The 13,819-nt window shown below is 55.0% G+C and carries 14 protein-coding genes; 8 read left to right on the top strand and 6 right to left on the bottom strand.

Annotated features, from left to right (window positions below; all coding sequences use genetic code 11):
- Positions 1–33: 33 nt before the first annotated feature.
- From AC4IBF_RS05130 to trxC, 3 genes are all read right to left on the bottom strand, one after another.
- Complete coding sequence (locus AC4IBF_RS05130; RefSeq protein ID WP_136195580.1) at positions 34–2,697, bottom strand: bifunctional acetate--CoA ligase family protein/GNAT family N-acetyltransferase; 2,664 nt, start codon at positions 2,695–2,697, stop codon at positions 34–36.
- A gap of 35 nt (positions 2,698–2,732) precedes the next feature.
- A complete protein-coding gene (tapT, locus tag AC4IBF_RS05135; RefSeq protein ID WP_127731990.1) occupies positions 2,733–3,431 on the bottom strand; it encodes a tRNA-uridine aminocarboxypropyltransferase in 699 nt (232 codons plus the stop codon).
- Between the two features lie 69 nt (positions 3,432–3,500).
- Positions 3,501–3,920, bottom strand: coding sequence for a thioredoxin TrxC (trxC, locus tag AC4IBF_RS05140; protein ID WP_136195579.1), 420 nt, complete (start codon positions 3,918–3,920; stop codon positions 3,501–3,503).
- A 204-nt stretch (positions 3,921–4,124) separates the two neighbouring features.
- Here trxC and AC4IBF_RS05145 point away from each other — a divergent pair, with 204 nt between their 5' ends.
- Entirely contained in the window at positions 4,125–5,258 is a 1,134-nt protein-coding gene (locus tag AC4IBF_RS05145) for a tRNA/rRNA methyltransferase (RefSeq protein WP_133294946.1), read from the top strand.
- Between the two features lie 40 nt (positions 5,259–5,298).
- Here AC4IBF_RS05145 and ung read toward each other — a convergent pair whose 3' ends face one another.
- Positions 5,299–5,988: a uracil-DNA glycosylase gene (ung, locus tag AC4IBF_RS05150; RefSeq protein ID WP_133294945.1), complete on the bottom strand. Its 690-nt coding sequence runs from the start codon at positions 5,986–5,988 to the stop codon at positions 5,299–5,301.
- A 314-nt stretch (positions 5,989–6,302) separates the two neighbouring features.
- Here ung and grcA point away from each other — a divergent pair, with 314 nt between their 5' ends.
- Positions 6,303–6,686, top strand: coding sequence for an autonomous glycyl radical cofactor GrcA (grcA, locus tag AC4IBF_RS05155; RefSeq protein ID WP_047652709.1), 384 nt, complete (start codon positions 6,303–6,305; stop codon positions 6,684–6,686).
- Between the two features lie 51 nt (positions 6,687–6,737).
- On the opposite strand, the gene srmB is transcribed toward grcA, so the two are convergent.
- The gene (srmB, locus tag AC4IBF_RS05160) at positions 6,738–8,066 is read right to left on the bottom strand and encodes an ATP-dependent RNA helicase SrmB (RefSeq protein WP_023344704.1); all 1,329 of its coding nucleotides are present in this window, start codon (positions 8,064–8,066) and stop codon (positions 6,738–6,740) included.
- 132 nt (positions 8,067–8,198) lie between these two features.
- Here srmB and trmN point away from each other — a divergent pair, with 132 nt between their 5' ends.
- On the top strand, positions 8,199–8,936 hold the full coding sequence (gene trmN, locus AC4IBF_RS05165; protein WP_115876025.1) for a tRNA(1)(Val) (adenine(37)-N(6))-methyltransferase TrmN: 738 nt from the start codon (positions 8,199–8,201) through the stop codon (positions 8,934–8,936).
- Here the strand turns inward: trmN and nadB are convergent.
- Positions 8,921–10,540 carry an L-aspartate oxidase gene (nadB, locus tag AC4IBF_RS05170; RefSeq protein ID WP_143345407.1) on the bottom strand — a complete coding sequence of 540 codons (1,620 nt, stop codon included), beginning with the start codon at positions 10,538–10,540 and terminating at the stop codon, positions 8,921–8,923. The two genes, trmN and nadB, sit on opposite strands and share 16 nt — an antisense overlap.
- Before the next feature lie 343 nt (positions 10,541–10,883).
- Here nadB and rseD point away from each other — a divergent pair, with 343 nt between their 5' ends.
- From rseD to rseC, 5 genes are read left to right on the top strand one after another with little or no spacing between them, the layout of a single operon-like run.
- Positions 10,884–10,967 (top strand): rpoE leader peptide RseD, encoded by an 84-nt coding sequence (rseD, locus tag AC4IBF_RS05175; RefSeq protein WP_223605340.1) that lies wholly within the window; start codon positions 10,884–10,886, stop codon positions 10,965–10,967.
- A complete protein-coding gene (gene rpoE, locus AC4IBF_RS05180; protein WP_006176728.1) occupies positions 10,964–11,539 on the top strand; it encodes an RNA polymerase sigma factor RpoE in 576 nt (191 codons plus the stop codon). The genes rseD and rpoE overlap by 4 nt, the downstream gene beginning before the upstream one ends.
- A gap of 31 nt (positions 11,540–11,570) precedes the next feature.
- Positions 11,571–12,221 carry an anti-sigma-E factor RseA gene (rseA, locus tag AC4IBF_RS05185; protein ID WP_008502186.1) on the top strand — a complete coding sequence of 217 codons (651 nt, stop codon included), beginning with the start codon at positions 11,571–11,573 and terminating at the stop codon, positions 12,219–12,221.
- Positions 12,221–13,174 (top strand): sigma-E factor regulatory protein RseB, encoded by a 954-nt coding sequence (gene rseB / locus AC4IBF_RS05190; protein WP_023308851.1) that lies wholly within the window; start codon positions 12,221–12,223, stop codon positions 13,172–13,174. The genes rseA and rseB overlap by 1 nt, the downstream gene beginning before the upstream one ends.
- Complete coding sequence (gene rseC, locus AC4IBF_RS05195; protein WP_023308850.1) at positions 13,171–13,647, top strand: SoxR-reducing system protein RseC; 477 nt, start codon at positions 13,171–13,173, stop codon at positions 13,645–13,647. The genes rseB and rseC overlap by 4 nt, the downstream gene beginning before the upstream one ends.
- Positions 13,648–13,819 lie beyond the last annotated feature (172 nt).

The raw sequence follows: 13,819 nt of genomic DNA on the forward strand, positions 1-13,819 counted from the left end.
GTCCCGTCCAAAGTGGGTAACATTTCCAGTAGCTTACTCGCGTTTGCTGGCTGATGTCAGACTAAGGGACAAGGCAACAATACCTTCGTCAAGCTGAATATCAACGTCAAACCCAAGTTTTCGCGCCAGGGTCACCATACCGCGATTGTTAGGCATAGTAATGCCATTAAGGCGTAACAATCCGTGATCTCGCGTATAACTGATGAGTTTTTCCAGCAACCGTCTTCCCAGACCCAGGCCTTTAAGATCGGAGCGCACCAGCACCGCAAACTCCGCATCGACGTTATCCGGGTCAGAAATCGCACGCGTAACGCCGAGGATCTCATCACCCTTATCGGCGCGACGAACTGCAACAAACGCCATTTCTCGATCGTAGTCGATCTGGGTCATATTGGCTAAATCATCGTGGGTAAATTCGTTGATTTCGCTAAAATAGCGATAATAAAGATCCTCTTTCGTGACCTGAGAGATAAAGGCTCGCAGCTGGGGCTCATCTTCCGGCAGAATAGGGCGGAACAAGGCGCGTTCACCATTTTTCATCTCAACCCACTCCTCCAACTGCAGGGGATACGGGCGGATTGCCAGGCGACTCTCTCTGTCTCCTTCAAATGATGCGATATCCAGAGTCACGTCCAGCGCCGTAAACTCATTGCCGGAGGCGAGCAGCGGATGAATGTCCAGCCGCTGGATCTCGGCACAATCCACAATCAGGTTAGAGACCTGCACCAGGAACTGACTTAGCCCGGCAATATCGAGCGGACGCAGCGCGCTCCGGCCGCGGATCTTTTTACTTTTAATCGCCTGAATGATCAGATAACGCGCCAGATTCATGTTAAGAGGCGGCAACGCCACCACGGTCTGCTCTTCCGGGCGCCACTCAACGCCGCCTTCTCCCAGCATGATGAGCGGACCGAAGACGGGATCGTGTTCAACCACCACCCGTAATTCCTGAGCACCAGCGCGGTTGGCCATACTTTGCACCAGCAATCCATGGATCCTCGCCTGCGGCCAGGCCATTTTCACACGATCGAAGATGGCATCAGCTGCCTGCTGCACCTCCGTTGCCGTGCGCAGGTACAACATGACCCCCTGCACATCCGACTTATGCGGGATATCCGGGGAGCGCAGCTTCAGGGCAACCGGATAGCCAATCTGCTCGGCAATATGCACGGCCTCAGCGCTGTCGCTGGCGATCCAGGTCGGCAGGGTTTGCATCCCGTAGCTGCCCAGAATCGGCTGGACCTCATGTGTATCCAGCGAGGTCGCGCCTTCTTCAATGGCCTGCTGCAACAGCCTGTGAACGTCAACGGTATTGGCCGTCAAATTCCCGGGCAACGCCGGCGTCTCGCGGAGCTGTTTCTGGTTACGGCGATATTCCACCATATGCATAAACGCGGTGATGGTGCCTTCCGGCGTGCGGTAGGTTGGCAGCCCGGCCTCGCTGAACAAGCGCCGCGCCTCCTGAGAAGAAAACTCCCCGCACCAGTTGGTGAGCAGGGTGACATATTTGCCTCGCGGATGGTTGCGTACGGCCTCAATGAGCGCGCGCGCGCTTTCACTGCCCGGCGCGACCGCGCTGGGTGAGTGGATAATCATCAGCGCATCGAAATCCTGGCTATCCAGCAAAATTGAAATTGCCTTGATGTAGCGATCGCTGCTGGCGTCATCGCGCAAATCAAGCGGATTGCCGGGCGTCACGCTGGTCGGAAGCGCTTCTTTCAGGCGCTGCAGCGTCTCTTCACTTAGCGTTGCCAGCTTGCCGAAGCGCCGCCATAGCTCATCCAGAGCGAGCGCGGCAGGGGCGGCACCGTTACTGACGATCATTAGCTTCTCGCCGCGCAACGGGCGCATATGGCTTAACGTCTCAACGGCGGAAAAAAGCTCGTGCGTATCCTGTACCCGCAGCAACCCCGCGCGCTGAATGGCGGCGTCCCAGGCGGGATCCATGCCGGAATGAGAATGTAGCAGACGCTGTGCCGCAGGGCTGCGTCCGCTTTTGATCACCAGGATCGGCTTATTGCGCGAAGCGCTTCGCGAAGCCGAGACAAAACGACGCGCGTCGCTGAGGTGCTCAAGATAAAGCAGGATTGCACTGGTTTTGCCGTCACGTGCCAGAAAATCCAGTAGCTCATCAACGTCGATATCCAGGCTGTCGCCCAGGGCAATGAAGTAGGAAAATCCCATTTCTCGCTGCTGCGCCCAGTCGAGGATAGTGTTCGATACCGCTGCCGACTGCGAGATAAACGCGAGCTTGCCTTTGCGGATTGGTACCGGAGAGAAGCTGGCATTTAAGCCCTGCCAGGGGGCGAGCAGGCCGAGACTGTTTGGCCCAAGAATGCGCATTTGATAGCGGCTGGCACAGGCCAGAAGCTCGGCTTTCTGTTCAGGCGGAGACGAGAGAATAATGCAGGTTTTACAGCCTTTCTTGCCGAGCGATTCCAGCAGCTCCGGATTCCGTTTCGCGTTTGTACACAGTACGGCCAGATCCGGTACGAAAGGCAGGCTCTGTACATCAGGCCATGCAAGCACTCCCTGAACCGCCTTATACGCCGGCGTGACGGGCATGACGGGACCATTAAATCCCCCGGCCAGCAGGTTGCGCATCATCAGATAGCCAGCACGATCCGGTTTCATTGATGCGCCGATGACGGCAATGGATTTAGGACGAAGTAGCGCTTCTAACCCTCGCTGGCTCATGCAGGCCTCCTGTGAATGCAAGCGACCTGATGATTTTAAACGCTTTCCGTCTCGGCTGCTGTGACGCTGCCCTTATGAACGGTTTTTCCCGCCAGATAGCGTTCCCGGAAACAGGAGAAATGGTTGCCCAGGGCGCCAGCCGCAGCGGTATCACCCGCCAGATCCAGAAGCGCAATCGCCACTTCGGCGGTGCAGTATTGCCCGTCAGCATGCGCCTCTCGAAGGCGGTAGGCGGAGACGCGGGAAAGATCGACAGAAATCACCGGAAGTGCGTCGAGATACGGGCTTTTGCGAAACATTTTTCGCGCTTCGGTCCAGGTGCCGTCCAGCATAATAAATAGCGGCGGTTTACCGGATGGCGGCGTCGAAAGCACCTGGCGATCGATACCTGCATATGACGCAGGGAAAACGACCATCGGCTGATAGTCCGGGCTAGCCACTAAGTCGAGCAGGGCCTGAGGGGGCTCCGTGCGGGACCACTGAAACGCCGCGGTATCCGGGAGAATATCGGCGATAAGGCGTCCCGTATTGCTGGGTTTCATCGGCTCGGTATCGAACATGACCAGACAAAAACGGCTCTGTGCCGAACTCGGGGCCAGCGTCTCGCACAGGCAAACCTTCAGCGGCAGCAGGCAGCGCTGGCAGCGGCGAATACGGTTGCCTCGGGCAAGGAACGGTCGAGTGGCGCGCGCAAGGCGTTCGGCGCGTAGTTGAAGAACAGCGTTATCAGTCATGGGCGAAATGCAGGAAAAACCCTATTTTCGCAGAGGCGGCAGCGGGGCACAAGATGTGCCCCGTGAATGTTACAGCGACTCGTTTAACCAGCTTTCAAAAGGTGCTTTTGGAACTGCACCGTTGAGCATATCGATCACCTGACCATTTTTAAAAATCATAATGGTCGGGATGCTGCGGATGCGAAAACGGGCGCTTAGTTCGGGCTCAGCTTCAGTGTTGACCTTAACGAACCGCATTTTTCCGTTTCGCTCTTCGGCCACATCTTCGAAGATTGGCGCGAAGCTACGGCAAGGGCCGCACCATGGCGCCCAGAAATCGACCACGACAGGAAGATCGTCCTTGAGGAGTTTGTCCAGCGTAGCACCCGTTGCGTTAATGACGTCGCCATCAAACAATTCATGGCCGCAACGTCCGCATTTCGCACCATCTTCCATCCGATCGTCCGGAATGCGGTTAAGAGCCTGACAGTTGGCACATACGGTATTCATAACTAACCTCTGATAGAGCCGTGGGACAGCGGCGGAACGCCGATAATGTTTCTAATATGTTACATATTATCAATGAGCCTGTTTGAAACAACAATGCGTTTTATTCAATGAGAACAATAGTCACAGGCTTTTGTACGAAATTATGGCTATGCGCTGGCACATCGGGTAATCTGCGCGCTTCGCGCAGCGCTGGTGGAGAAAAGCATGAACGACGAAATGAAAAACAAAAGCGGCAAGGTCAAAGTGATGTATGTCCGCAGTGATGATGACTCTGATAAACGCACCCAAAATCCGCGTACCGGAAAAGGTGGCGGGCGTCCGGCGTCTTCTTCTCGTGCTGACGGTGGCCGTCGCCCCGCCCGCGATGACAGAAATAACCGCGGTGATGACCGCAAACGTGACGATCGTAAACGCGATGAACGTCCGCGTTCCGACCGCCCGCGTAGTGACCGTCCACGCGATGACCGTCCGCGGGAAGACTTCTCACGTGATAACGCCTCCCCGTGGCGTACCGTTTCTCGCGCCCCTGGCGATGAGACGCCGGAAAAAGCCGATCACGGCGGTATCAGCGGTAAAAGCTTTATCGACCCGGAAGTGCTGCGCCGCCAGCGTGCGGAAGAGACCCGCGTGTATGGTGAGAACGCCTGCCAGGCGCTATTCCAGAGCCGTCCTGAGTGTATCGTCCGCGCCTGGTTTATCCAGAGCGTAACCCCGCGCTTCAAAGAAGCCCTGCGCTGGATGGCCGCGAACCGTAAAGCTTACCACGTGGTTGATGATGCTGAGCTGACCAAAGCCTCCGGTACTGAACACCACGGCGGCGTTTGCTTCCTGATCAAAAAACGTAACGGCACGACCGTGCAGCAGTGGGTCAGCCAGGCGGATGCCGATGACTGCGTGCTGGCGCTGGAAGATGTGGGCAACCCGCATAACCTGGGCGCAATGATGCGCAGTTGCGCGCACTTTGGCGTGAAAGGCGTGCTGTTGCAGGATGCTGCACTGCTGGAATCCGGTGCCGCGATCCGTACTGCGGAAGGCGGAGCCGAGCACGTGCAGCCGATCACCGGCGACAGCGTGCTGGATGCTCTTGAGCAGTTCCGTAAAGCGGGCTATTCCATCGTGACCACCTCGAGCCATGCCGGTACGCCGCTGTTTAAAGCAACGCTGCCGCGTAAAATGGTGCTGGTATTAGGTCAGGAACGTGATGGTCTGTCTGACGCGGCGCTCTCCAGTGCGGATCTGAGCGTCTCTATTGATGGGACAGGCAATGTAGAAAGTCTGAACGTATCCGTTGCTACCGGCGTACTGCTGGCCGAGTGGTGGCGTCAGAATAAGGCATAAGCCTCTTCATGTGCCGGGGCATACCCGGCACATTCAATTACTACTCGCTCTCAGCCGGTAGCACTGGCATCCAGTCAATGGGCGTTTCGCCACGTTTTTCCAGCCATTCGTTCGCCAGAACAAAATGATTACTGCCAAAGAAACCGCGATGTGCAGACAGCGGTGACGGGTGCGGCGCTTTCAACACGTGATGGCGCTGACGGTCAATAATCTCCCCTTTCTTCTGCGCATGCGATCCCCAGAGTAAAAACACGACCCCTTCACGATGCTCGTTGATCAGGCTGATGACTTTATCGGTGAACGTCTCCCAGCCCAGGCTGGCGTGCGAGTGCGCCTGGCCAGCCCGTACGGTGAGTACCGTATTCAGTAACAGCACTCCCTGACGCGCCCAGCTTTCCAGGTAGCCGTGGTTTGGCCGGGTAAACCCGGGCACGGTTCCTTCAAGCTCTTTATACATGTTGAGCAGAGAAGGGGGGATCGCCACGCCCGGACGTACGGAAAATGCCAGCCCATGCGCCTGGCCCGGGCCGTGATAAGGATCCTGGCCCAGAATGACCACTTTCACATCGCTCAGTTCGGTGTAGCGAAAGGCGTTGAACACGTCTTTCTGCGGCGGGTAAATCGTCTGTCCTGACTGACGCTCAGCGGCAACGGTGCTGAGCGTATTGATAAAATAAGGCTGCTGCTTTTCTTCTGCCAGCACGTCATGCCAGGTTAAAGGTGTTGTCATCTCGCTCTCCTGCGAATCTCAATCTGTCACTAGCTTACCTGTTTAAACCCGGTGAGCAAAATTACACGCTGAAATGTGCGCTAAGTGGCTAAATTTATGTTGAAAATGTGCAGGTAAAATTGAATTGGTAAGGTCGTGAAATTGATCTAAAACAATAAATTCAAACCACACTCTTTATGTGGTTGGTGTTTTTGTTGATTTAAATCAATAAATCACCGGGGTGTGAATGATATATATACACACAAGAAACAATGGTTTTACCAATTGGCCGCGAGAGGCCGACATCAGTTAATGTAGCCTAAGGGAGGCAACACATGATTACAGGTATCCAGATTACTAAAGCTGCAAATGACGATCTGCTCAACTCTTTCTGGCTGCTGGACAGCGAGAAAAACGAAGCGCGCTGTGTCGTTGCGAAAGCGGGTTTTGCTGAAGATGAAATCGTGCCGGTGAACAAACTGGGCGAAATCGAGTACCGTGAAATTCCAATGGAAGTGAAACCGGAAGTGCGCGTGGAAGGTGGCCAGCACCTGAACGTAAACGTACTGCGTCGCGAAACGCTGATGGACGCGGTTGAGCACCCAGAAAAATATCCACAGCTGACCATTCGCGTGTCTGGTTATGCGGTACGCTTTAACTCACTGACTCCAGAACAGCAGCGCGACGTCATCGCCCGTACCTTTACTGAAAGCCTGTAACGGCTTCTGCAGGGGGGGAATAAAAAAGCCGGGGATTTCCCCGGCTTTTTTTTACTCTTCAGTTTTCGTCTCTGGTGCGGCAGAGCTTGGCTTACGTCGCTTACCAATATTCTTGGTGTCGCGGTGGCGCTGCTTCACGCGCGGTTTCTCTTTTTCTTTCTCTTTTCTCTCAGCACGTTTCGCGAGCGCTTTCTTGGACGGTTTACCCGTCATTTTTTCACTCGGCGCACGCGTGGTTGGGCGCAGGCCGTCAATAACGCGCGCTTTCAGCGGCTCGTCAACATAGCGGCCAATTTTCTGCAGCAGCAGGTAGTCATGCGCTTCAACCAGTGAGATAGCAATACCTTTGCGGCCCGCGCGACCGGTACGGCCAATACGGTGCAGATAGGTATCGCCGCTGCGCGGCATATCGAAGTTGATCACGTGGCTGACGTCCGGAATGTCGATCCCGCGAGCGGCCACGTCTGTGGCAACCAGCACGTTAACGCGGCCATCGGTCAGGCGCTTAATGCCTTCGGTACGCTTGATCTGCGCCATCTCGCCTTCAAGATAGCAGTTATTGATCCCGGCGTTACGCAGCATTTCTGCCAGCTCGTGCACGCGCTCGCGCTTACGCACAAACACGATTGTGCGCAGCGCATCTTCCTGCTTCAGCAGGTGTTTCAGCAATTCAACCTTGTGCTCAAGGTTGTCCGCGCGGTAGTACCACTGGTGGATCTTCTTACGCTCACGGGTGGACGGCGTCGCCGACACTTCTACCGGATCTTCCAGCAGACGCTCTGCGAAGTCTTTAATCGCTTCACCTTCGAGGGTGGCAGAGAACAGCATCGTCTGGTTACGCCAGCGCGTTTCACCCGCAATATGCTCGATATCCTGTGCGAAGCCCATGTCCAGCATGCGGTCGGCTTCGTCGAGGATCAGCGTTTCAACCGCGCGGCAGTCGAAGTTCTCTTCTTTAATGTACTGCAGCAGGCGGCCCGTCGTCGCAACGACGATGTCCTGGTTTTCGCTGAACACTTCTGCGTGGTTCATATACGCAACGCCGCCGGTGATGGTCGCGATATCCAGATGGGTATTTGCCGCGAGTTCACGCGCGTGATCGGCCACCTGCATGGCCAGTTCGCGCGTCGGCGTCAGGATTAAAATACGCGGCGGGCCAGATTTTTTACGTGGAAAATCGAGCAGATGCTGCAACACAGGCAGCAAATAGGCTGCTGTCTTCCCCGTGCCGGTTGGCGCAGAACCGAGCACATCGCGGCCCTCAAGCGCAGGCGGAATGGCCGCTGCCTGAATGGCGGTCGGGCGTGTAAAGCCTTTGCTCTCAAGTGCATTGAGCAGGCTTTCATCGAGTTCAAGTTCGGAAAAAGTCGTTACAGTCATGTTCTACCTCTGTGTGGGGCGCTGATTATAGACGTTACGGCTGTAATCTTCATCTGTTTGTATGGATATCGCTTTTCGGCCACTTCGCTTTCCCCTATGCTACTCCAGTTTCACTTAGAAGGTTGCTCCGACATGTCTCAACTCAAAGCGCAGCTGCGCCGCGATGGTTTTACGTTTAAACAATTTTTTGTCGCTCACGATCGCTGTGCCATGAAGGTCGGTACGGACGGTATTTTACTGGGTGCATGGGCGCCTGTCGCAGGTGTTAAGCGTATTCTTGATATCGGTACCGGCAGCGGGCTGGTGGCGTTAATGCTGGCGCAGCGCACGGAAGAGCATGTCACCATCGATGCCGTCGAGCTTGATGCGGGGGCGGCAGAGCAGGCGAATGAAAATGTAGCCGAATCCCCCTGGGCTGCCCGCATGAAAGTGGAATGCGCAGATGTGCTCGCCTGGGCGCCTGAACAAACCGCGCGTTACGATCTGATTGTCAGCAACCCTCCTTACTACGAGCCCGGCGTTGAGTGCGGTACCCCCGAGCGTGAGCAGGCGCGTTATACCGGTTCCCTCGATCACAAGGCCCTGCTCACCAGTGCGGCCGAGCTTATCTCCGAAGAAGGTTTTTTCTGCGTGGTCCTGCCTGAGAGTACCGGCAACACGTTCATTGGTATCGCGCAGGAGATTGGCTGGACGTTACGCCTGCGTACCGATATTTCGGATACGGAAGGCCGACTGCCACACCGCGTGCTGCTGGCGCTCTCGCCGAAAGAGGGGGAATGCTTTAACGATCGAATGGTGATCCGTGGGCCAGACCAGCGTTATTCCGAAGATTACACTGCCCTGACCCAGGCGTTTTATCTGTTTATGTAAACCTGCGGGGCGAGTATCGACGGGCCGGACTCAGCAAGCTGATTCGGGTAGTCCAGGGTGTAGTGCAGCCCGCGGCTCTCTTTACGCATCATCGCGCAGCGAACAATCAGCTCGGCAACCTGCACCAGATTGCGCAGCTCCAGCAGATTATTCGATACGCGGAAATTGGCATAATACTCATCAATTTCCTGCTGCAGCATGGTGATGCGGCGCAATGCGCGTTCAAGACGTTTCGTGGTGCGCACAATTCCGACGTAGTCCCACATAAACAGCCGCAGCTCATGCCAGTTATGCTGGATCACGACCAGCTCGTCCGGGTTATCCACGCGGCTTTCATCCCAGGCTGGCAGGTGCTCAGTCTCACGGGCGTAGGGCATGCGCTTCGTGATGTCTTCTGCGGCAGACCAGCCGTACACCAGACATTCAAGCAGCGAGTTAGAAGCCATACGGTTCGCGCCGTGAAGCCCGGTATAGCTGACCTCACCGATAGCATAAAGTCCGTCCACATCGGTACGCCCATGATCGTCAACCATTACGCCACCGCAGGTATAGTGGGCGGCTGGCACAATCGGCACCGGATCGCGCGTTAAATCAATGCCAAGATTGAGCAGCTTTTCATAAATCATCGGAAAATGCTGGCGAATAAACGCTGCTGGCTTATGGCTGATATCAAGATACATGCAGTCCACGCCAAGACGCTTCATTTCATGATCGATGGCGCGAGCAACGATATCGCGGGGAGCCAGTTCGCCACGGGCGTCAAAGTCCGGCATAAAGCGGGTGCCGTCAGGGCGTTTCAGATAGGCGCCTTCGCCGCGCAGGGCTTCCGTCAACAGGAAGTTGCGCGCCTGAGGGTGGAACAGGGCGGTTGGGTGAAACTGATTGAACTCAAGATTCGCCACCCGGCAGCCGGCGCGCCAGGCCATAGCGATACCGTCTCCGGAGGCAATGTCCGGGTTCGTGGTGTACTGATACACTTTGGAGGCCCCGCCCGTAGCCAGTACTACAGCCTTTGCCTGACAGGTTTCCACCTTCTCTTTATTACGGTTCCAGACCCAGGCGCCCACCACGCGACGCGTGCCGGGCAGGCCAATCTTGTCAGAGATAATCAGGTCAACGGCATTACTCCGCTCAAGAACCCGAATATTAGGATGGTTCAGCGCTTTACCAACCAGCGTGGTTTCCACTTCTTTTCCGGTGGCATCTGCTGCGTGCAGGATGCGGCGGTGGCTATGGCCGCCTTCGCGCGTCAGGTGGTAGCTCTCTTCACCATTGGGTTGAACCTGCGTATCGAATAAGACGCCCTGGTCGATGAGCCACTGCACGCAATGACGGGCATTGCTGGCGACAAACTCTGCGGCGTGTGCATCCACGATCCCGGCCCCGGCAATCAGCGTATCTTCAACGTGGGATGCAATGCTGTCTGTCTCATCAAACACCGCGGCAATGCCACCCTGGGCATAAAACGTGGAACCCTCGCTTATCGGCCCTTTACTCAGAACGATAACGTTTTGATGCTCAGCCAGGCGCAGCGCCAGAGAGAGACCGGCAGCGCCGCTGCCGATGATCAGTACATCACAATGGAGTTCAGGTGTTGTGTTCATGATTGTTGTTTAATTTACTAAACAGTGTTGAGTCAGAATAGCACTCGAATGCGATATATCGCACGTATTTTTTTAGCGACTGTTGCAATGGCTAAACGCTTAAGTTGAGGTAAACGGAGGGTAAATGAGTGAAATTATTTTGCGAAGCAGATCGTTAGCGTCAGATTTTGTGGTGAAATAAAGCCTGTGTTGCGTTACTCTTCTGGCGGGAAAAAGATGTTTCTTGTCAGAAACTGGTGCGTATCGTGAACAGACTTATAATGAGAGAAAATGAACAGTCTGCGGCGCGATGAACAAAAACAAAGGCGTTACGGAACTTATTGAAGATCAGACACTCTAACTTGTGCTTGCTCAAAGTGCGGTATTTTTAGAGTGGCGTTTCGATAACGCGTGGAATTTAGGTTTGGGGAGACATTACCTCGGATGAGCGAGCAGTTAACGGACCAGGTCCTGGTTGAACGGGTCCAGAAGGGAGATCAGAAAGCCTTTAACCTACTGGTGGTGCGCTACCAGCATAAGGTGGCGAGCCTGGTTTCCCGTTATGTACCGTCAGGCGATGTGCCTGATGTGGTGCAAGAGTCTTTTATTAAGGCCTATCGCGCGCTGGATTCTTTCCGGGGAGATAGTGCTTTTTATACCTGGCTGTACCGTATTGCGGTCAATACGGCTAAGAATTATCTGGTCGCTCAGGGCCGTCGTCCGCCTTCTAGTGATGTGGACGCAATCGACGCCGAAAACTTCGAAAGTGGCGGCGCATTGAAAGAAATTTCGAACCCTGAGAACTTAATGTTGTCAGAAGAACTGAGACAAATCGTTTTTCGCACGATCGAGTCGCTCCCGGAAGATTTACGCATGGCAATTACGTTACGGGAGCTTGATGGTCTGAGCTATGAAGAGATAGCCGCTATCATGGATTGTCCGGTCGGCACGGTACGTTCACGAATTTTCCGTGCGCGAGAAGCTATTGATAATAAAGTTCAACCGCTTATCAGGCGTTGACGATAGCGGGATACTGGAAAAGGTATTAGGCATGCAGAAAGAAAAACTTTCCGCTTTAATGGATGGTGAAACGGTAGATAGTGAGCTGCTCAACGAGCTGTCTCATTCTCCCGAAATGCAAGAGACCTGGGAGAGTTACCATCTCATCCGTGACACCCTTCGCGGTGACACCGGCGAGGTTCTCCATTTCGATATCTCAGCCCGCGTAATGGCGGCGATTGAGAATGAGCCTGTTCATCAGACCACTCCGCTGATTCCTGAAGCTCAACCCGCACCTCACCAGTGGCAGAAAATGCCATTCTGGCAAAAGGTGCGCCCGTGGGCCAGCCAGCTTACCCAAATGGGTGTGGCTGCATGCGTATCGCTTGCAGTTATTGTTGGCGTCCAGCACTATAATACTCAGTCTGAAACTAATCAGCAGCCAGAAGCGCCAGTGTTTAACACACTGCCGATGATGGGCAAAGCCAGCCCGGTAAGCCTGGGCGTACCGGCTGATGCTTCCGCCAGCGGCGGCCAGCAACAGCAGGTTCAGGAGCAGCGCCGTCGCATTAATGCGATGTTGCAGGATTACGAGTTGCAGCGTCGTCTGCACTCTGAACAGCTTCAGTTTGAGCAGGCGCAGACACAGCAAGCTGCTGTGCAGGTGCCCGGAAACCAAACTTTAGGAACGCAATCGCAGTAATGAAGCAACTTTGGTTCGCCATGTCTCTGATGGCGGGTAGCCTGTTCTTCTCTGCCAACGCCTCGGCTGATGTATCATCCGGGGCGTTGTTGCAGCAAATGAATCTGGCCAGCCAGTCACTCAATTACGAGTTGGCATTTATCAGCATCAACAAGCAGGGCGTCGAGTCGTTACGCTATCGCCATGCCCGTCTTGATAACCAGCCGCTCGCCCAGCTTTTACAGATGGATGGTCCGCGTCGGGAAGTTGTCCAGCGTGGTAACGAAATCAGCTATTTCGAGCCCGGCCTGGAGCCTTTCACGCTGAATGGCGACTATATCGTTGATTCCCTGCCGTCACTCATTTACACCGACTTCAAACGGCTTGCCCCTTACTACGATTTTATTTCGGTAGGGCGTACGCGTATTGCGGACAGACTTTGCGAGGTGATCCGCGTTGTCGCCCGGGATGGAACGCGTTACAGCTATATTGTCTGGATCGACGCTGAAACTAAACTCCCGATGCGTGTAGACCTGCTTGACCGTGACGGTGAAACGCTGGAACAGTTCCGCGTTATCTCCTTCAGCGTGAACAATCAGGTTGGCAACAGCATGCAGAATCTGGCTAAGGCCAGCCTGCCGCCGCTACTTTCTGTTCCTGCCGGGGATTCCGTTAATTTCAACTGGGTACCTGCCTGGATCCCACAAGGGTTTAGCGAAGTGTCCAGCAGCCGTCGTCAGCTGCCAACGATTGAAACGCCGGTGGAATCGCGCCTCTATTCAGATGGTTTGTTTAGCTTCTCGGTGAATATCAATCGCGCAACGGCAAACAGCGCTGAACAAATGCTGCGTACCGGGCGCCGTACGGTGAGTACAACGGTACGCGATAATGCAGAGATCACCATTGTGGGAGAACTCCCTCCGCAAACGGCGAAGCGCATCTCCGACAGCATTAAATTCAGGGCCGCACAATGATCAAAGAGTGGGCGACGGTAGTCTCGTGGCAAAACGGCATTGCGCTGGTGAGCTGCGATGTTAAAGCCTCATGTAATAGCTGCGCATCCCGCGCTGGCTGTGGCAGCCGCGTGCTGAACAAGCTCGGGCCACAAACATCGCACACGATTTCAGTGCCAAGCGAACAGCCGCTGATGGCCGGGCAGAAGGTGGAACTGGGCATCGCGGAAGGCAGCCTGCTCAGCTCCGCTATGCTGGTGTATCTCTCTCCGCTGGTCGGCCTGTTTATCATGGGTGGTCTGTTTCAGATGCTGTTTGGTACCGATGTGGCCGCTATGTGCGGTGCCGCATTGGGTGGCGTAGGGGGATTCTGGCTTGCCAAAGGTCTCTCCCCAACACTCGCCGCGCGCGAGGAGTGGCAGCCTGTCATTCTCAGCGTTGGGCTGGCGCCAGACCAGCTTCGTGTTGAAACGCTCTCTTCTGAGGCCCGGTGATCCATCGGGCTTTATCTTTTTTTACACCCTAAAACAGAAAACGTCCTTTCTTCACGCTATACCAGTCTCTAAGTGCATTTCCAGGTAGCGAGGATGTAGTGTAGAATGCTGCGTTTTCGCACTGAAAAACGTCAGGCTAAGAACAGCGGCCTCCAGGAATTCGTAAGGCATA

The sequence above is a fragment of the Enterobacter sp. Taxon_8 genome, from assembly GCF_058354585.1.